Consider the following 17,254-nt stretch of genomic DNA (forward strand, 5'->3'; position numbering starts at 1 on the left):
AGGGAAGGGCGCCGTTCAGACGCCGCCGAGGATCTGCGACCGGACCTGGTCGGCGCTCATCGCGCCGGTCCACACGCGCAGTTCCTCCAGGGCGCCGGGCAGGTGGTGCCCGGTGGTGCCGCCCTGGCTGCCGCGGCCCACGGTCAGGGCCCCGGTGCCGTACTGGGGGGTGGTGAACCCGGACGCGGTCTCCGACGGCTGGTCGAACTCGCCGACGAAGAGGTGGAGTCTGCCGTAGCGGGTCTCCGTCTTCGCCGGGTCGGCCGGGTCCGTCCACTCCCAGGACTCCTGGGCGTCGAACACGCCGGTGACCTGCACCCAGGTGTCGGTCTCGGCGATGTCGCCGCCCGGCACCTCGGCGGACTGGGTGACCTTGCCGTCGGCGCCGACGGCGGTGCGGGTGAACTTCCACTGGTAGACGCCGTCGGCGGGCTTCACCGCCCACAGCGCCCATGAGGACTCACCGGCGCTCGCCTGCTGCCCGGCGACCAGGGCCTTGTAGCCGACCGGCTTCGAGGCGAGCCCGGCCGAGTCCAGCTGGACGCGGGCGGACACCGTGAAGGAGCCGGTCTCGTCGACGACCGGGCCGGTCGCGGAGGCATAACCCGCAGTGCCGTCCAGGACGAGGGCGTTGTTCTCCTCGTCCAGCACCGCCCCGGACGCCGACAGCGTCAGGCTCGGCGCGGGGTAGGAGGACAGCTCCTTGACCGTGGTGCCGGTGGACGACGCGGCGTCCCACTGCGCGACGAGTTCGTTGGCCGGCACGCCCTCCTCCAGGAGCTGCGCCTGCTGGGTGATCTCGTCCGGGGTCAGCACGCGCTGCCAGGCGTTCACCTCGTCGACACGGCCGCGGAAGTGTTCGCCGTAGACGCCTCCGACCAGGGAGCGGCCGATCTGCAGACCGCCGGAGGAGACCCAGGGCTGGTACGCGGTCGACACGGTGTTGAGCACGACGGGCTTGCCCTGCGGGCGGCCGTTGACGAAGAGCTGGATGGTGTCGTTCGCCTTGTCGGCGTCGTTCTTCGTGTCGAACACGGCGGCCAGGTGCGTCCACACCTTCAGCGGCGGGTTGGTGGCGTCACCGAGCGACCGGAGGTAGACCGGCTTGTCCTTGACGTCCCCGGCGGTCCGGTTGAAGACCCACTTCTTGTACGAGGCCGAGTAGTACAGCGTGAACGCCGAACCGTAGGTGCCGGGGGCCGCCATCACCACCCGGGTCTGGGAGGTGTCGGTCAGGTAGGCCCACGCCGAGACGGTGAAGGAGTCCCTGGTGTTCACGGCCGGGGCCGCGGTCGCGGCGTAGCCCGCCTGCGGTGTCGTGTCCGACGTGTCGTTGAGGTACAGCGAGGAGTCGGCGTCGCCGCGCCGGGCCAGCGTGGACCAGCCCGCGCCCCCGGTGTAGAGGGTGGCGTCGTGCCGGGTGCCCTCGACGGCGGTGTCCTTGGCGGTCGTCACACCCGATCCGGGCAGGGCGTCGTCGAAGTGCCACGTGCCGGTGGCACCGGCCGCGGGGGCGACCTTGAAGCTGAACTCCGACGGGGCGCCCCAGCGGTTGCGGACGTCCTTGGCCTCGACGGACAGCACCTGGGTGCCTGCCAGTGACGGTGTCACGTCGGACACGGTGACCGACTTGCCGGTGACCGCCTTGGCCTCCTTGGCCGAGGTGGTCAGCAGCCGCCAGCGGTAGCCGGTGATGTCGGTGTCGGCGGCGTTGGGCTTGAAGGTGAAGGAACCGGCCACACCCGGGCCGCCCTTGCCTTCGCACAGGTTGGCGGTGCACTGGGTGTACGGCGAGACCGAGGTGACGACCGGGGCCTTGGGCGCCGTCGAGTCGATCTTGAAGTAGCACCACGAGGAGTACGAGGAGAACAGGTCGCCGGACTTGCCGCTGTACGACCAGTGCGACTGGGTGCGCGAGCGCAGCCGGTACAGGCCGCCGTCCGCCCGGTTGGAGGTGCGCATCTTCTCAAGCGTCTCGTCGGGGTCCCAGCCGGAGTCGGGCCGATAGCCGGACCACACCTGGTGCCAGGCCGCGTCGTCACCGCGCTCGACGACGAACTCGGCCTGGAGGGAGCCCTCTTCGTCGCCCATGTGGTGCTCGACCTGGGTCTGCACCCGGGACTGCACCATGGGGTCGATGCGGGTGACGATCAGCGGGTCGGAGGAGGACGTCCGGCAGTAGGCGGTGGTGCCGTCGCCGGGGATCACGCCGACGCTGGTGGGCACGCCGGGCTTGAAGGCGTAGGTCACCTTCAGTTCGGCGTTGTCGTCGAACCGCTTCCACGCCTCGGGGTCGGACTCGTCCTTGGCCCGCAGCATCAGCGTGAGCCGGCTGATCTTGCCGTCGGCGAAGCTGCGCACCGTGGAGGCGAGGTTCTCGTCGGTCTCGTCCGGGTTGTCGTTGAACTCGATCCACTGGTCGGGCTGGTCGGGGCTGCACTGGCTGCCGCGGCCGGCCGAGACGTACCGGTCGCCCATCTGGTCCAGCTGCGTCGGGCCGGGCCACCGGGTGCCCTCCGAGATGTTGTTGGTGCGCTCCAGGTCCACCCACTTGGCGGAGCAGCTGAACGACCAGGTCTCGTAGGCGCGGAAGGTGGCGTCGAGGACGTACTTGCCGGCGAGCTTGGACGGCGAGAACTCGAAGTACATGCGGTTCGTGTAGTTGCTGCCGCAGTAGTACGGGCCCGAGACGCTGCACCGGCCGACGCCGTAGTCGCCGTTGAACTGCCAGAACTTGTCGCCGTCGGACGACAGTACGGTGCGCTCGGACACGCCGAGGCCGACCGAGGGGTCGATGTAGACGGGGTAGACGGTGTCCTCGCCGCGCAGCAGCCCGAGGTCCGGCTCGACGGTGACGCTGTCGGCGTCGACCTGGACGGGCATGACGGCGCTGTTGTCGCCCGCGCCGGGCTGGGTGCCCTCCTCGACCGGGTCGGGAATCTCGCCGCCGGTGGCGGCGGCGGCGGTGGTAAGCTGGGTGCGCACGCCGTCGGTGCCGGGACGCTCGTCCTGGCCCGCGGAGTCCCACATCTGGCCGGCCGGGCCCTTGAAGACGGTGTTGCCGTCGGTGTCGACGGCGCGCACGCCGCCGCCGGCGCCGGGCATCAGCCGCAGGTCGGTGGTGGAGGCGGTCAGCTCGATCTGCTCCAGGGCCGGGTCGGCGGCGGCCTGGGCGGTCTTGACGACGAGGACCTCGCGGTAACCCTCGGCGGTGGCGGTCAGCTCCAGGTCCACGCCGTCGAGCACCTCGGGGTAGACGGCCTTGGCGCCTTCCAGCCGGGGCTCGGGCAGAGTGCCGGGCCAGTCGAGGTGCAGGCTGCCCTCGTCGTTGGCCAGGCGGATCAGGCCCGAGCCGTCGCCGCCGCCGGAGAAGGCCAGGTCGACCACGGCGGCCCTGGGCCCGACGGTGCCGTCCGGCCTGCGCTCCAGCGTGGCGTCCACGGCACGCCAGGAGCCGTCGTCGCCCTTGGCCCGCTGCGGGACCGCGGACTGCACGAGGGTGAAGGTGCCGTCCGGATTGGCCGTGGTGGTGGAGTACTCGGTGCGCTCACCGGTGACCTCCACCTGCTCGCCACTGGCCGCGGCGCGCCGGGCGGCCGTGGCGTGGTCGATCCCGGCGTCCGAGGCGGCCGAGGTCGCCGCAGTCGGGGCCGTCGGGGCCGCGGGAGCCGCGGCGGCGGGCACGGTGAACGCCGACAAGGAGGCCACGAGGGCCACCGAGGTGAGTCCGGCTGTCAGCCCGGTCCGACTGACGATCCGTCTGTGCCGGTCTCTTCCGGCGGAGTTGTCCCAGCGCACTCGTGCGCCCCCCATTAAATTCTCATGCAATCTTCACAATGGCCGCGTCAGTAAATAGCGTTCCACCTCCCACGGCAAGCGTGTTCGTGATCACAGGCCGCGGCCAACTCGTGCGTCATGCACAGAAAATGACGCATGCCGCCCCTCGCGGCAGGCCCCCCGCGTGACCGCGCGGCCGAGTCGGTTCCGCGGGTCGCGGTCCACGTGTGACACCGTGCTGACGAGCACGGCGGGAAGGGTGTGGGTGTCGATGGGTGATCTTTTTCTGGTCCGGCACGGCGAGACCGAGTGGTCGCGGTCCGGGCGGCACACCGGGCTGACGGACGTCCCGCTGACCGAGCACGGGCGGGAACAGGCACGCGGTCTCGTGCCGTTGATCCGGTCGCACCGGATCGGGGCCGCGTTCGTCAGCCCGTCCCAGCGGGCGCGGGAGACGGCCGAGCTGATCGGGCTGCACGGGGTGCGCGTCGATCCCGACCTGCACGAGTGGGACTACGGCGGGTACGAGGGGATCACGACGGTCGAGATCCAGCGGAGCAGGCCGGACTGGTTCCTGTTCACGGACGGCGTCGCGCCCGGGCCGCCGGACCACCCCGGGGAGTCCCCGGAGCAGGTGGGTGAGCGGGCCGACCGGGTGCTGGCCCGGGTGGAGGCCGCGTTCGCCAACACCGAGGGGTGCGTGGTGCTCGTGGCCCACGGGCACTTCCTGCGGGTGCTCACCGCCCGGCACCTGGGGCTTCCGCCGTCGCACGGAGCGTTGTTCCAGCTGGGCACGGGGACCCTGTGCCGACTGGGCACGGAGCACGGCCGGCCGGTGATCGCCGCGTGGAATGTCAGACCCCCGTCGTAGTGTTCGAGGGTGCCGCCGGTGAGGAGAGGGGACGCCGTGACACGACCGCCGACCGTCGCGCAGCGGCGTGTCATCGACGCCGCCGACCCCGTCACCGGACGGTTGCGGGGGACCGAGACGCAGCTCGCCGCGCTGGTGAAGCGCGGCCTCGCCTTCCGGCATCCGCGGCCCCCGCACGACCACTTCCTGACGCCGGCCGGGCACCGGATGCGCGAGGATCCCGCCGGGCCCGGGACGGCGCCGGAGCCCGCCGCGCCCACCGCGCCCGCCACCGCCGACGGCGTGTTCGCCGCGCGGGTGGGCGGTGAGGAGGACACACCGGGCGGTGCCGGGCCGGCACGGCTGCGCGAGGTGCGCGGGGCCTGGCAGGGGCTGCTGGAGCTGCGCCGGATGACCCGTTCCGACGGGTCCGCGGACCTGCCGTGCGGGTGGGAGTGGGCGCATCTCGTGCGGGCCGCCGCGCTCGCCCTGGAGGCCGCCGGACACCGCCCCGCGGGTCCGGCCGGCGACGCCGGGTACCGGGTGCGCGCGACGCCGCAGCCGGAGGCCGTCGCCGTGCACGAGGCCGACGGCACGGCGCTGAGGGCCTGCGCGGCGACGCTGGAGGCGGCGGGCTGGCAGGTCGGGGAGCACACCGAGCCGCGTACCCGGGCCCGTTATCTGCTGGCCTCCCCGCGGAAGGTGTGACGCCCCGTGTCAGGATCGTGCGATCAGTACGTCCACGAGGAGAGGCAGTTGTGGTGAGCGAGCCGTTTTCCGTTCCGGTGACCGTCCGCGGGTACGAGACCGATACGCAGGGACATCTGAACCAGGCCGTGTACCTCAACTACGCCGAGCACGCCCGCTGGTCGCTGCTCCAGGCGGCCGGCGTGAAGCAGGCCGACCTGGTGGGCCGGGGGGTCGGGCCCGTGGCGCTGGAGACGACGATCCGCTTCCGGCGGGAGCTGCTCGCCGGTGACGAGGTCGAGGTGACGTGCGCCTTCGAGTGGGGCGAGGGGAAGACGTTCCGGATCCGGCAGACCGTCCGCAAGGCCGACGGCACCGTGGCGGCCGAGATCGAGGCGGTCGGCGGGCTCATGGACCTGCGCGAACGCAGGCTGGTGGCCGATCCGCGGCAGCGGTTCGAGGAGCTGGCCTCCGAGCCCGCCCTGCTGGGAGCGTAGCGCGCCCCCCGGGCGCCGTGTCGATCGTCGAGACCTGCGCGAGAGGGACGCGATCCGGCGGGCGGTGCGGCGGCGTACGCCCTTCCGGGCGCCGCGAAGCAGTGAGGCCGGCGTTCCCTAGGGGGAACGCCGGCCTTCTTAACACCCCCGGTGCCCCGGGACCCGTCGTCACGGTGCGACGGCGGTGCGGGAGGTTTCGCTGATCTCCTCCCCCGCCTCCATCGGGTGGGTCACGTCCTCCGCGTCCCGGCCCTTGCCGCCGATGTGGTTGAAGACCAGGTTGAGCAGGACGGCGGCCACGCAGCCGGTCGAGATGCCGGAGTCCAGGATGATCTTCGCGTTCTCCGGGAAGGCGTGGTAGAACTCCGGCGCCGCGATCGGGATGATGCCGACGGCCAGCGAGACCGCCACGATCAGGACGTTGTTGTCCTTGTCCAGGCTCGCCCGGACCAGGGTCTGGATGCCGCTCGCCGCGACCGAGCCGAACAGGACGACGCCGGCGCCGCCCAGCACCGGGCGGGGAACGACGGCGATCAGCGAGGCGGCCATCGGGCACAGGCCCATCAGGACCAGGAAGCCGCCGCCCGCGGCCACCACGAAGCGGCTGCGGATCTTCGTCATCGCGACCAGGCCGATGTTCTGCGCGAAGGCGCTGCACATGAAGCCGTTGAAGATGGGGCTGAGCGCCGAGCCGAGGGTGTCGGCACGCAGGCCGGCCGCGATGGTCTTCTCGTCCGCCGGCCGCTCCACGATCTCACCGAGGGCGAGCATGTCGGCGGTGGACTCGGTCATCGAGACCACCATCACCACGATCATCGACAGGATCGCGGCGACCTGGAACTGCGGGGCGCCGAAGTGGAACGGCGTCGGGAAGCCGACGACGTCCGCGTCCGCGACCGGGCCGAAGTCCGTGACACCGAACGGGATGGCGATGAGCGTGCCCGCGACCAGGCCGAGCAGCACCGCGATCTGCTTCACGAAGCCGCGGGTGAAGCGACGCAGGAGCAGGACGATGACGAGTGTGATCCCCGCCAGACCCAGGTTGGTCGACGAGCCGTAGTCGTCGGCCGTGGGACTGGGGCCCTGTGCCCAGCCGAAGGCGACCGGGAGCAGGGATATGCCGATGAGGGTGATCACGGTGCCGGTGACGACCGGCGGGAAGAAGCGGATCGCCTTGCAGAAGACGGGTGCGGCCAGGAAGCCGAGCAGGCCGGCGACGATGACCGCGCCGAAGATGATCGGCAGCGCGTCGGACTTGTCGTCGGTCGAGGCGACGACCGCGGTCATGGGGGCGACACCGGCGAAGGTGACGCCGTTGACGAAGGGGAGACGGGCTCCGATCTTCCAGATGCCGAGGGTCTGTAGGAAGGTGGCGAGGCCCGCGGTGAACAGGCAGGCGCCGGTCAGGAAGGTGAGCTCGGTGGCGCTGAGGCCGATGGCCGCGCCGACGATCAGGGGCGGGGCTACGACTCCGGCGTACATCGCGGCCACATGCTGCAGGCCGGTCGTCGCCATCTTGAGTGGCGGGAGTTTCTCGTCAACAGGGTGGTCGGCCACGGCGGCGTTCCTCCGGTCGGTTACACGTCGGCATTGACGTATCTGTCAGGGAGGTGGTGCATATGGTCGTGCGGGACCGGGACGGACCGTTCCGGTTGCGGGAAACGGTGACCGCTCCGGGGGCGTGCGCATGGGCACACGCCCCGGAGACGGCCGCCATGGACCCCGCTCGGGTCCACGGCTACCGGCCGGGAGCCGTCCCTCCCAGCCGGAGAACTTGGGTGTTCGGTCGTGCGGCGCTCAGCCCTGCGCGGCGATCCGCGCCAGCCGCTGCGCCTCGCTCCTCGTGGAGCGGGCGATGGCGTCCTCGTCGACGGTGAGCAGCCGGCCGTCCTCGACGATCCGGCGGCCGTCCACGAACGAGGCCGTGACCGGGGCGGCGGCGCCGAAGACCAGGGCGGTCACCGGGTCGGCGATCGAGGAGTGGGCGAGCGTGTCCATCCGCCACAGCACCAGGTCGGCGAGCTTGCCCGCCTCCAGGGAGCCGGTCTCGGCGGCGCGGCCGAGGACCTGCGCGCCGCCGTAGGTGCCCAGCCGCAGTGCCTTGCGGGCGTTCAGCGCGGCCTCGCGGTGGGCGCCGAGGCGGTTGACGAGCAGGGCGTTGCGCAGTTCGGTGTGGAGTTCGCCCGACTCGTTGGAGGCGGTGCCGTCGACGCCGAGGCCGACCGGGACGCCGGCGGCGAGCATGTCGGGGACGCGGGCGATGCCGGCGGCGAGGCGCGCGTTGGAGGAGGGGCAGTGCGCGACACCGGTCCCCGTGCGGGCGAAGGCGGCGATGTCCGAGTCGTTCATGTGGACGCAGTGCGCCATCCACACGTCCTCGCCGAGCCAGCCCGTGGACTCGAAGTAGTCGGTCGGGCCCATGCCGAACAGCTCGTGGCAGAACTTCTCCTCCTCCACGGTCTCCGAGCCGTGGGTGTGCAGCCGCACCCCGAGCCGCCTGGCCAGCTCGGCGCCTCGGCGCATCAGTTCGGTGGAGACGGAGAAGGGCGAGCAGGGCGCGACGGCGACCTGGGTCATCGCGTCGAAGGAGGCGTCGTGGTGCTCGTGCACGGTGGCCTCGGTGGCGGCGAGCGCGTCGTCCAGGCTCTCCACCGCGAAGTCCGGCGGCAGCCCGCCGTCCGACTCGCCGCGGTCCATGGAGCCGCGGGCGAGGGTGAAGCGGACGCCCGTTTCGCGGGCGGCACGGATGATTGCGCCGGACAGGTCGCCGGAGCCCCGCGGGAAGACGTAGTGGTGGTCCATGGCGGTGGTGACACCGCCGCGGGCCATCATCGCGAGCGAGCCCTGGGCCGCCGCGTACGCCATCGGCTCGTCGATGCGCGCCCAGGTCGGGTACAGCGCGACCAGCCAGTCGAACAGGTTGTGGTCGGTGGCCAGGCCCCGGGTGATCCACTGGTAGAAGTGGTGGTGGGTGTTGACCAGGCCGGGGGTGGCCAGGTGGCCGGTCGCGTCGATCCGGCGGACCACGTCCTCCAGGCCCTGGGGTGCCCGTCCCGCGCCGACGGACTCGATCCGGTTGCCCGCGATCACCACATGGCCGGAGGCGTACTCGGTGTCGTCCGCGTCCACGGTGGCGATCGCACAGTTCTCGATGACCGTGCGCTCGGCTGCCGATGCTGCTGCCATGCTGCTTCCTTGTCTTCGGTGCGGCCCGTGGGCGGTATGGGTACCCACGAGGGGGGCACGGCAGGACCCTAGGAGGATTTGAGTGCCGGAACCGAAGTGCGGCTCCGGGTGCCGAGATGGTGGAAGAACAGGTTGAGGGTGACCGCGACGATCGCGCCGGCGCTGATGCCGGAGCCGAGCACGGTCTGCGCCCAGGCCGGGAAGTCGGCGTAGAAGGTCGGTGCGGCCAGCGGGATGATGCCCGCGCCGAGCGCCACGGCGACCAGGATGATGTTGGAGCTGTCGTCCAGACCGGCCTCGGACAGCGTGCGGATGCCGCTGACGGCGATGGAGCCGAAGAGGACGATGCCCGCGCCGCCGAGGACCGGCATGGGGACCAGGGAGACGACCGCGCCGAGGACCGGGAAGACACCGAGGACCAGCAGGGTGGCGCCGGCGACGGCGACGACGTAGCGGCTGCGGACCCGGGTCAGGGAGACGACGCCGACGTTCTGTGCGAAGGCGGAGGTGGGGAAGCCGCCGAAGACCGGGCCGAAGAGGGTGGCGAGGCCGTCGGTGCGCAGGCCTCGGGTGATGACCTTGGCGTCGGCGCGGCGGTCGCAGATCTCGCCGAGGGCGAGCATGCCGGCGCTGGACTCGGTCATCAGGACCAGCATCACGATGCACAGCGACAGGATGGCCGCGGGCTGGAAGTCGGGGGCGCCGAAGGCGAAGGGCGTCGGCAGCGCGGCGACCGGGGCGGTCTTGAGCGCGCTGAAGTCGGCCATGCCGAAGGGGATGGCGGCGAGGGTGCCGATCAACAGGCCGAAGAGCAGGGCGACCTGCTTGAAGAAGCCCTGGCCGAAGCGCTGCATCACGAGGATGACGCCGAGGGTGAAGGCGGCGAGCGCGAGGTTGCTCATGGAGCCGAAGTCGGCGGCGGTCTCGTCGCCGCCCTGGGCCCAGCCCACCGGGACGGGCATCAGCGTGACGCCGATCAGGGTGATGACCACGCCGGTGACCAGCGGCGGGAAGAATCTGAGCAGCCGCCCGAAGAAGGGGCCGACGGCCAGGCAGAAGACGCCCGCGACCATCACCGCGCCGTAGATGGCGGGGAGTTGGTCGCCCTTGGAGTTGGTCTCGGCGATGGCCAGGATCGGTGCGATGCCGGCCGAGGAGGCGGCGTTGACGAAGGGCAGCCGGTTGCCGACGAAGCCCTTGACGCCGAGGGTCTGCAGCAGGGTCGCGACGCCCGCGATGAGCAGCGAGGCGGCGATGAGCCGGGTACGGGCCTCGAGGTCGAGCCCGACGGCCTGGCCGATGATGAGCGGAGGAGTGACAACGCCCGCGTACATGGCGGCGATGTGCTGGAGCGCGGCGGGGACGAGCCGCGAGAGGTGGAGCTTCTCGTCCACCGGGTGCACGGACGTGACGGCGTCCTCGATGTGCTCCGGCGGGGTGGAACAGGAGCCTTTCGCCGGCTCCGTTGCAGGCTGTGCCATGGTGTTCCCTCCGGTGTGGCGCGCCACCGGCCCCGGGTGGCCGGGCCGGTGGCGCGCGTCCCGCGTCAGAGGTTGGTCATGTCGACCGGGATGAGTTGCTCGGCGCCGTCGCGCAGGATGGTGGCCTCGATGAGGCCGTAGGGGCGGTCGGCGGCGTAGTACACGGCCCCGTCCTTGGCCTCGTTGTCGATCCCGAAGGGCGACAGGTCCGAGCGGAAGTGGTGCTTGTTGGGCATGGAGAAGCGGATCTCGTCGACCTCGTCGCGCGAGTTCAGCACCCGCACACCCATCTCGAAGAGGGTCTGCTGGAGCGAGTACGAGTAGGTCTCGGCGAACGCCTGGAGCGCGTGCTTGCGCACCCCGTTGTACGAGCGGTCCCAGTCCGGGGCGTGCGAGTCGATGCCGTCCCAGTTGTGCCGCCACCAGGTGGAGACGGTGGTGGCGAGGATCCGGTCGTAGTCCTCCTTGAGGGTGGTGTACTTGTCCTTCAGGTAGCCCCAGAACTCGGAGTTGGTCGTGTTCAGGACGGTCAGGTCCTTGAACCCGGAGAGCACCTGGATGCCGTGGCCGTCGTAGGTGATCTGCGCGACGCGGGTCTCCTGGCCCTTGCGGACGAAGGAGTGGGCGATCTCCTCGGAGCCGACGAAGCGGGCGCCGCCCTTGGAGGTCTCGATCCGCTCCCAGCCGTACTCCTCGACGCGGATGCGGGCCCGGGAGATGGAGTCGGTGTTGTCCACGAAGTGGCGGGCGAGCTTGACGCCGAAGTCCTCGGCGCTCTCGATGCCGTGCTCCTTGGCGAAGGCGTACACCGTGTTCTTGGTGGTGTCGGTGGGCAGGACGTTCGCGTTCGAACCGCTGCGGTGGACCTCCTCCATGTCGCCGGAGAGGGCGACGGAGACGTTCAGGTCCTTGATGTGGTGCGTGTCGCCGTCACGCACGATCTTTACGACGCGGTTCTCTGCCTTGCCGTACTGGTTCTGTCCCAGGACGAAACGGGTCATGTGTCGGTCAGCTCCCTCGGTAAACGGAGTAGCCGAACGGGTTGAGCAGCAGCGGAACGTGGTAGTGCTCACCGGGCACCACCGCGAAGGTGATGGTGACCTCGGGGAAGAACACGGGCCGGCCGTTCTCGCTGTCCCGGAGCGCGGGGGCGTCCTGCTGGGCCGCGGCTTGTTTCTTGGCGAAGTACGTCTCGGTCTCGAAGTCCAGGCGTACGTGTGTGGTGCCCTCCGGCAGTGCCGGCAGGTCCTTGCACCGCCCGTCCGCGTCGGTCGCGGAGCCGCCGAGCGCCTGCCAGTCCGCCTCGGGTCCGCCGCGGGCGGAGAGGTGGACGGCGACGCCCTCGGCGGGGCGGCCGACGCTGGTGTCCAGGATGTGCGTGGACACGGAAGCGGTGGTATCGGTGCTCATGCGATGTCCTCTTGCGGTGTGCAGCGACGTCGGTCGGCTTGCGGCGGGTCAGGCGGCGTCGAGCAGCCGGGCCAGCCGGATACGGTTGATCTTCCCCAGTTCGGTGCGGACGATCTCCCGTTCCTGCTCGGGCGAGTTGCCGATCCGCTCCTTGACCGCGTCCCGCATCTGCTCGCCGGTCCGGCCGGTGGCGCAGATGAGGAACACGTGGCCGAACTTCTCCTGGTAGGCCAGGTTCAGTTCGAGCATCTCCGCCTTGAGGTCCGCGGAGGCCCCGGCCATCCCCGCCTGCTCGCGGGAGGAGGTGGGGTCACCGGGCTTGGGGCGGCCGATCGGCGGGTGCCCGGCCATCGCCTCCTCGAGGTCCGCCGTGGTCAGCTCGGCCATGGCGGCGTCGGACGCGGCATAGAGGTCCTCGGGGGTGGTGAAGGGGCGGGCGGTGATCAGTTGCCGGGCCCACGCCGTGGAGGCACACGCCTCGTGGAGTTCCGCGAGCGCCGCGGTCTCCTCGAGGGCGTTGAAACGGGCCAGGCCCGACGCGGAAGTGGACGTCACGGGAGCCTCCGTGGCCTTGTGCTGAACGGGCGTGCCGATAGCTAACGCCCTCGGAAACAACGCGTCAACACTTTGTTGAAAATTCGGGGTAACAAAAGCCGCCGCCCGGTTACCGGACGGCGGCTTGTCGCGCGGGGGTCCCGCGCAGGTCAGGAGTCCTTCTCGCGGTTGAGGTAGTTGTACACGGTGAAGCGGCTGACGCCCAGCGCGCCCGCGACGGTCTCCACGCCGTGCCGCACGGAGAAGGCGCCGCGCGCTTCCAGGGTACGCACGACCTCCTGCTTGGCCCTGCGGTCGAGTTCGGCCAGCGGCCTGCCCTGCCGGCGTTCCATGGCGGCGAGGATGTGGTCCAGGGAGTCGGCGAGCTGGGGCAGGCGCACGGCGACGACGTCGGCGCCCTCCCAGGCGAGCACGACGTCGTCCTGGCCCGCCTCGTCCGGCGGGAGCATCTCGCCGCCGATGGCGTCGACCAGCGGCTTCACGGCCGCGATGAAGGGCTCCTCGCCGGGGCCGGTCACCGCTCGCCCTCCTCGACCACGTTGACCTGGAGCGAGATCCGGGTGGCGCCGGCCTCCAGGGAGCGGCGCAGCAGCGCGTTCACGGCGTCGAGCACCGCGTCGGCACGCCCCTCGGCGGTGTTGCCGAACGGGCCGACGTCGACCTCGTCCAGCTCCGCGGCCTCGACGACCTCCCGGGCGACGACCGCGTGGGCGGGCGCCTCGTCGAGGTCGAAGGGTTCGGTCGTGAACTCCACTTTCAATCGCACCCGGTCAACCTAACGCGCCATGCCCGTTTTCCGGCGCCCCCTCTTGACAAGCTCCGCCCGACTTCGGCAATCTTCCGTTAAGCAGAAACGAACTTCCGTCATACGGAAACACCCTCGCAACGGAAGGGAGCGCGGCACCCGATGGGATTCGCAGACCAGCGCTTCAACGTCAACCTGTCGATCCTCTTCACGGAACTCCCGCTCCTGGAGCGCCCCGCGGCCGCCGCCGCGGCCGGCTTCACCGCGGTCGAGCTGTGGTGGCCCTGGATCGACTCCCCCACCCCCGAGCAGTCCGAGCTCGACGCTCTGAAGAAGGCGATCGAGGACGCGGGCGTCCAGCTCACCGGGCTGAACTTCTACGCCGGACAGCTGCCCGGCCCCGACCGCGGCGCCCTGTCGGTCCCCGGCGAGGAGTCGGACCGCTTCCGCGCCAACATCGACGTGGCCGCCGGCTTCGCGAAGTCGCTGGGCTGCACGGCACTCAACGCCCTGTACGGCAACCGCGTCGAGGGCGTGGACCCGGCCGAGCAGGACCGGCTCGCGCTGGAGAACCTGGTCCTCGCCGCCCGGGCCGCCGACCGGATCGGCGCGGTCCTGCTGATCGAGGCGCTCAACAAGCCCGAGTCGCCGCTGTACCCGCTGGTGTCGGCGCCGGCCGCGATCGAGGTCGTCGACAAGGTCAACGAGGCCACCGGACTCGGCAACGCCAAGTTCCTCATGGACCTCTACCACCTGTCCATGAACGGCGAGGACCTCCCGCAGGTGATCGAGGCGTACGCCGCGAAGACCGGCCACGTCCAGATCGCCGACAACCCCGGCCGCGGCGCCCCGGGCACGGGCTCCCTCCCGCTGGAGGAGCTGCTCGACCAGCTGAGGAAGGCCGGCTACGACGGCTGGGTCGGCCTGGAGTACAAGCCGGGCGACGCCCCCAGCGCCGATTCCTTCGCCTGGCTGCCGGCCGAGGCCCGCGCGGCCCGCTGAGCGCCACCCCGCACGAACTTTTCAGAGAGGCACCCATCATGAGCACGCTCCCCAAGATCGCCTGGATCGGCCTCGGCATCATGGGCTCCCCCATGTCCGAGAACCTGATCAAGGCGGGTTACCAGGTCACGGGCTTCACGCTGGAGCAGGAGAAGCTGGACCGTCTGTCCGCCGCCGGCGGCACCTCGGCCGGCTCGATCGCCGAGGCCGTGCGCGACGCCGACGTCGTCATCACCATGGTGCCCGCGTCGCCGCAGGTCGAGGCCATCGCCTACGGCCCCGACGGCATCCTGGAGAACGCGAAGTCCGGCGCGCTGCTGGTCGACATGTCCTCGATCACCCCGCAGACCTCCGTGGACCTCGCCAAGGCCGCGAAGGACAAGGGCATCCGCGTCCTGGACGCCCCCGTCTCCGGCGGCGAGGCCGGCGCGATCGAGGCCGTCCTGTCCATCATGGTCGGCGGTGAGCAGGCCGACTTCGAGGAGGCCAAGCCGATCCTCGAGGCCCTCGGCAAGACCATCGTGCTGTGCGGTCCGCACGGCTCGGGCCAGACCGTGAAGGCCGCCAACCAGCTCATCGTCGCCGTGAACATCCAGGCGTGCGCCGAGGCCGTGGTCTTCCTGGAGAAGTCGGGCGTGGACCTGAAGGCCGCCCTCGACGTCCTCAACGGCGGCCTGGCCGGCTCGACCGTGCTGACGCGGAAGAAGGACAACTTCCTCGCCCGTGACTTCAAGCCGGGCTTCCGCATCGACCTGCACCACAAGGACATGGGCATCGTCACCGACGCCGCCCGCAACGTCGGTGCCGCCCTGCCGGTCGGCGCCGTGGTCGCCCAGCTGGTCGCGTCCCTGCGCGCCCAGGGCGACGGCGGCCTGGACCATTCGGCCCTCCTGCGGGCCGTGGAGCGCCTCTCCGGCGCCCAGGTCTGACGCACCGCACCGAGACCTCCGGGCGGCGCCGCCGCTGACACCTGTCCTGTCGCGCCCGAGCGGCGGCGCCGCCCGGAACCCACTTCAACAAACTGTTGACGTTCTCGCACCCCAAACTTAGGCTCCACGAAGCGGAAACAGCTTTCCGCTGACCCCTCGCACGGAAGGTCCCCGATGTCGCAGCGCGTGCTCACGACAGAGTCCGGCGCCCCGGTCGCCGACAACCAGAACTCCGCCTCCGCCGGCATCGGCGGGCCGCTCCTGATCCAGGACCAGCACCTGCTGGAGAAGCTCGCCCGCTTCAACCGCGAGCGCATCCCGGAGCGCGTGGTGCACGCCCGCGGCTCCGGCGCCTACGGCCACTTCGAGGTGACCGACGACGTCACCGACTACACGCACGCCGACTTCCTGAGCACCGTCGGCAAGCGCACCGAGGTCTTCCTGCGCTTCTCCACCGTGGCCGACTCGCTCGGCGGCGCGGACGCGGTCCGCGACCCGCGCGGCTTCGCGGTGAAGTTCTACACCGAAGAGGGCAACTACGACCTCGTCGGCAACAACACCCCGGTGTTCTTCATCAAGGACCCGATCAAGTTCCCGGATTTCATCCACTCGCAGAAGCGCGACCCCTTCACGGGCCGCCAGGAGCCGGACAACGTCTTCGACTTCTGGGCGCACGCCCCGGAGGCCACCCACCAGATCACCTGGCTGATGGGCGACCGCGGCATCCCGGCGTCCTACCGCCACATGGACGGCTTCGGCTCGCACACCTACCAGTGGACGAACGCCAAGGGCCAGTCGTACTTCGTCAAGTACCACTTCAAGACCGACCAGGGCATCCGCTGCCTGACCGCCGAGCAGGCGGCGAAGCTCGCGGGCGAGGACCCGACCTCGCACCAGACGGACCTGGTGCAGGCCATCGAGCGGGGCGTGTTCCCGTCCTGGACCCTGCACGTGCAGCTCATGCCGGTGGCCGAGGCGGCGAACTACCGCTTCAACCCGTTCGACGTGACCAAGGTGTGGCCGCACGGCGACTACCCGCTGCGCCGCGTGGGCCGGCTGGTACTGGACCGCAACCCGGACAACGTCTTCGCCGAGGTCGAGCAGGCCGCGTTCTCCCCGAACAACTTCGTGCCGGGCATCGGCCCCTCCCCCGACAAGATGCTCCAGGGCCGCCTGTTCGCCTACGCGGACGCGCACCGCTACCGCCTGGGCGTCAACCACACCCAGCTCGCGGTGAACGCCCCGAAGGCCGTGCCCGGCGGCGCGGCCAACTACGGCCGCGACGGCCTCATGGCGTCCAACTCCCAGGGCCGCGGCGCCAAGAACTACGAGCCGAACTCGTACGACGGCCCGGTCGAGACCGGCCGCCCGCTGGCCGCTCCGCTGGCGGTCTCCGGCCACACCGGCACCCACGAGGCACCGCTGCACACCAAGGACGACCACTTCTTCCAGGCCGGTGAGCTGTACCGCCTGATGTCCGAGGACGAGAAGAAGCGCCTGATCGCCAACCTCGCCGGCGGCCTGTCCCAGGTCTCCCGCGAGGACGTGATCCAGAAGAACCTCGCGCACTTCCACGCCGCCGACACGGAGTACGGCAAGCGCGTGGAGGAGGCGGTCCGCGCCCTGCGCGAGGACTGATCCACCAGCTCGCCCACGGGACTTGACGGGGAGGTCAAGACCGTGTGCGCGGCCCGCGCAGGCATCGGAACGGCCCGGATGAGGGGTGGCCGCCCGGTGCCGGCGCGGGCAGGGCCAGGACCGCGGCGGCCCGCGAGCCAGTGCGGTGGTGAAGGGCCCGGGGCTCCTCCTACGACCTGAGGGGAGGAGACGCCCGGTCCCGTCGTGAACCGCCGCGGTCCCAGCCACTCGCCTGCACGGCGTTCCGAGCCGTCAGGCCCCACAGACTCCGTCCGGCGGCGCGAACGACCTGTCGCGCCCAGCCTCGCGCCGTCGGACGGGAACCACCCGGAAAAACCCTCCCCACCCACAAAACCCTCACCGGGCCGAGAAGCGGGGGGGGGGGGGGGGGGCCCCCCCCCCCCCGGCCCGGGGGCCCGCCCCCCCCCCCGCCCCGCCCGGGGGGGGGGGGGGCCGCGGCCCGGGGGGCGGGGGCGGGGGGGGGGCCCCCCCCGCCC

The 17,254-nt window shown here is 71.2% G+C and carries 15 protein-coding genes; 6 read left to right on the forward strand and 9 right to left on the reverse strand.

The genetic code is table 11. The annotated features are described in order from the left end of the window. Positions 1-15: 15 nt before the first annotated feature. Positions 16-3,813: a LamG domain-containing protein gene (locus ACGF3H_RS28755; RefSeq protein ID WP_362500249.1), complete on the reverse strand. Its 3,798-nt coding sequence runs from the start codon at positions 3,811-3,813 to the stop codon at positions 16-18. Positions 3,814-4,048: 235 nt separating this feature from the next. Between ACGF3H_RS28755 and ACGF3H_RS28760 the strand changes: the two genes are divergently transcribed. The 3 genes from ACGF3H_RS28760 to ACGF3H_RS28770 are packed head-to-tail and all read left to right on the forward strand — an operon-like array spanning position 4,049 to position 5,811. Then, positions 4,049-4,648 (forward strand): histidine phosphatase family protein, encoded by a 600-nt coding sequence (locus ACGF3H_RS28760; protein WP_362500250.1) that lies wholly within the window; start codon positions 4,049-4,051, stop codon positions 4,646-4,648. A gap of 36 nt (positions 4,649-4,684) precedes the next feature. Next, entirely contained in the window at positions 4,685-5,335 is a 651-nt protein-coding gene (locus ACGF3H_RS28765; protein ID WP_362500251.1) for a hypothetical protein, read from the forward strand. Positions 5,336-5,388: 53 nt separating this feature from the next. Further along, positions 5,389-5,811 carry an acyl-CoA thioesterase gene (locus ACGF3H_RS28770; RefSeq protein ID WP_362500252.1) on the forward strand — a complete coding sequence of 141 codons (423 nt, stop codon included), beginning with the start codon at positions 5,389-5,391 and terminating at the stop codon, positions 5,809-5,811. 168 nt (positions 5,812-5,979) lie between these two features. On the opposite strand, the gene ACGF3H_RS28775 is transcribed toward ACGF3H_RS28770, so the two are convergent. From ACGF3H_RS28775 to ACGF3H_RS28810, 8 genes are all read right to left on the reverse strand, one after another. After that, positions 5,980-7,368, reverse strand: coding sequence for a nucleobase:cation symporter-2 family protein (locus ACGF3H_RS28775; protein WP_362500253.1), 1,389 nt, complete (start codon positions 7,366-7,368; stop codon positions 5,980-5,982). 240 nt (positions 7,369-7,608) lie between these two features. Then, on the reverse strand, positions 7,609-8,997 hold the full coding sequence (locus tag ACGF3H_RS28780) for an 8-oxoguanine deaminase (RefSeq protein ID WP_362500254.1): 1,389 nt from the start codon (positions 8,995-8,997) through the stop codon (positions 7,609-7,611). 68 nt (positions 8,998-9,065) lie between these two features. Next, positions 9,066-10,478, reverse strand: coding sequence for a nucleobase:cation symporter-2 family protein (locus tag ACGF3H_RS28785; RefSeq protein ID WP_362500255.1), 1,413 nt, complete (start codon positions 10,476-10,478; stop codon positions 9,066-9,068). Positions 10,479-10,543: 65 nt separating this feature from the next. Then, on the reverse strand, positions 10,544-11,479 hold the full coding sequence (gene pucL, locus ACGF3H_RS28790; protein WP_362500256.1) for a factor-independent urate hydroxylase: 936 nt from the start codon (positions 11,477-11,479) through the stop codon (positions 10,544-10,546). Between the two features lie 7 nt (positions 11,480-11,486). Then, on the reverse strand, positions 11,487-11,888 hold the full coding sequence (uraH, locus tag ACGF3H_RS28795) for a hydroxyisourate hydrolase (RefSeq protein WP_362500257.1): 402 nt from the start codon (positions 11,886-11,888) through the stop codon (positions 11,487-11,489). 48 nt (positions 11,889-11,936) lie between these two features. Next, a complete protein-coding gene (uraD, locus tag ACGF3H_RS28800) occupies positions 11,937-12,443 on the reverse strand; it encodes a 2-oxo-4-hydroxy-4-carboxy-5-ureidoimidazoline decarboxylase (protein WP_362500258.1) in 507 nt (168 codons plus the stop codon). A 149-nt stretch (positions 12,444-12,592) separates the two neighbouring features. Then, complete coding sequence (locus tag ACGF3H_RS28805; protein WP_362500259.1) at positions 12,593-12,961, reverse strand: helix-turn-helix domain-containing protein; 369 nt, start codon at positions 12,959-12,961, stop codon at positions 12,593-12,595. Next, positions 12,958-13,209 carry a thiamine-binding protein gene (locus ACGF3H_RS28810; protein WP_362500260.1) on the reverse strand — a complete coding sequence of 84 codons (252 nt, stop codon included), beginning with the start codon at positions 13,207-13,209 and terminating at the stop codon, positions 12,958-12,960. Before ACGF3H_RS28810 ends, ACGF3H_RS28805 begins: the two co-directional genes overlap by 4 nt. Positions 13,210-13,350: 141 nt before the next feature. Here ACGF3H_RS28810 and ACGF3H_RS28815 point away from each other — a divergent pair, with 141 nt between their 5' ends. From ACGF3H_RS28815 to ACGF3H_RS28825, 3 genes are all read left to right on the forward strand, one after another. After that, positions 13,351-14,190: a TIM barrel protein gene (locus ACGF3H_RS28815; RefSeq protein WP_362500261.1), complete on the forward strand. Its 840-nt coding sequence runs from the start codon at positions 13,351-13,353 to the stop codon at positions 14,188-14,190. A gap of 38 nt (positions 14,191-14,228) precedes the next feature. Beyond that, positions 14,229-15,119: a 2-hydroxy-3-oxopropionate reductase gene (locus ACGF3H_RS28820; RefSeq protein WP_362500262.1), complete on the forward strand. Its 891-nt coding sequence runs from the start codon at positions 14,229-14,231 to the stop codon at positions 15,117-15,119. 174 nt (positions 15,120-15,293) lie between these two features. Next, positions 15,294-16,757 carry a catalase gene (locus ACGF3H_RS28825; protein ID WP_362500263.1) on the forward strand — a complete coding sequence of 488 codons (1,464 nt, stop codon included), beginning with the start codon at positions 15,294-15,296 and terminating at the stop codon, positions 16,755-16,757. Positions 16,758-17,254 lie beyond the last annotated feature (497 nt).

Source organism: Streptomyces sp. NPDC048185 (assembly GCF_043202495.1).
Classification (GTDB): Bacteria; Actinomycetota; Actinomycetes; order Streptomycetales; family Streptomycetaceae; genus Streptomyces.

Coding starts and splice junctions, on each gene's coding strand:
- ACGF3H_RS28815 (WP_362500261.1), top strand. CDS start 13,351: ATGGGATTCGCAGACCAGCGCTTCAACGTCAACCTGTCGATCCTCTTC.
- ACGF3H_RS28760 (WP_362500250.1), top strand. CDS start 4,049: ATGGGTGATCTTTTTCTGGTCCGGCACGGCGAGACCGAGTGGTCGCGG.
- ACGF3H_RS28755 (WP_362500249.1), bottom strand. CDS start 3,813: ATGGGGGGCGCACGAGTGCGCTGGGACAACTCCGCCGGAAGAGACCGG.
- pucL (WP_362500256.1), bottom strand. CDS start 11,479: ATGACCCGTTTCGTCCTGGGACAGAACCAGTACGGCAAGGCAGAGAAC.
- ACGF3H_RS28820 (WP_362500262.1), top strand. CDS start 14,229: ATGAGCACGCTCCCCAAGATCGCCTGGATCGGCCTCGGCATCATGGGC.
- ACGF3H_RS28825 (WP_362500263.1), top strand. CDS start 15,294: ATGTCGCAGCGCGTGCTCACGACAGAGTCCGGCGCCCCGGTCGCCGAC.
- ACGF3H_RS28780 (WP_362500254.1), bottom strand. CDS start 8,997: ATGGCAGCAGCATCGGCAGCCGAGCGCACGGTCATCGAGAACTGTGCG.
- uraH (WP_362500257.1), bottom strand. CDS start 11,888: ATGAGCACCGATACCACCGCTTCCGTGTCCACGCACATCCTGGACACC.
- ACGF3H_RS28785 (WP_362500255.1), bottom strand. CDS start 10,478: ATGGCACAGCCTGCAACGGAGCCGGCGAAAGGCTCCTGTTCCACCCCG.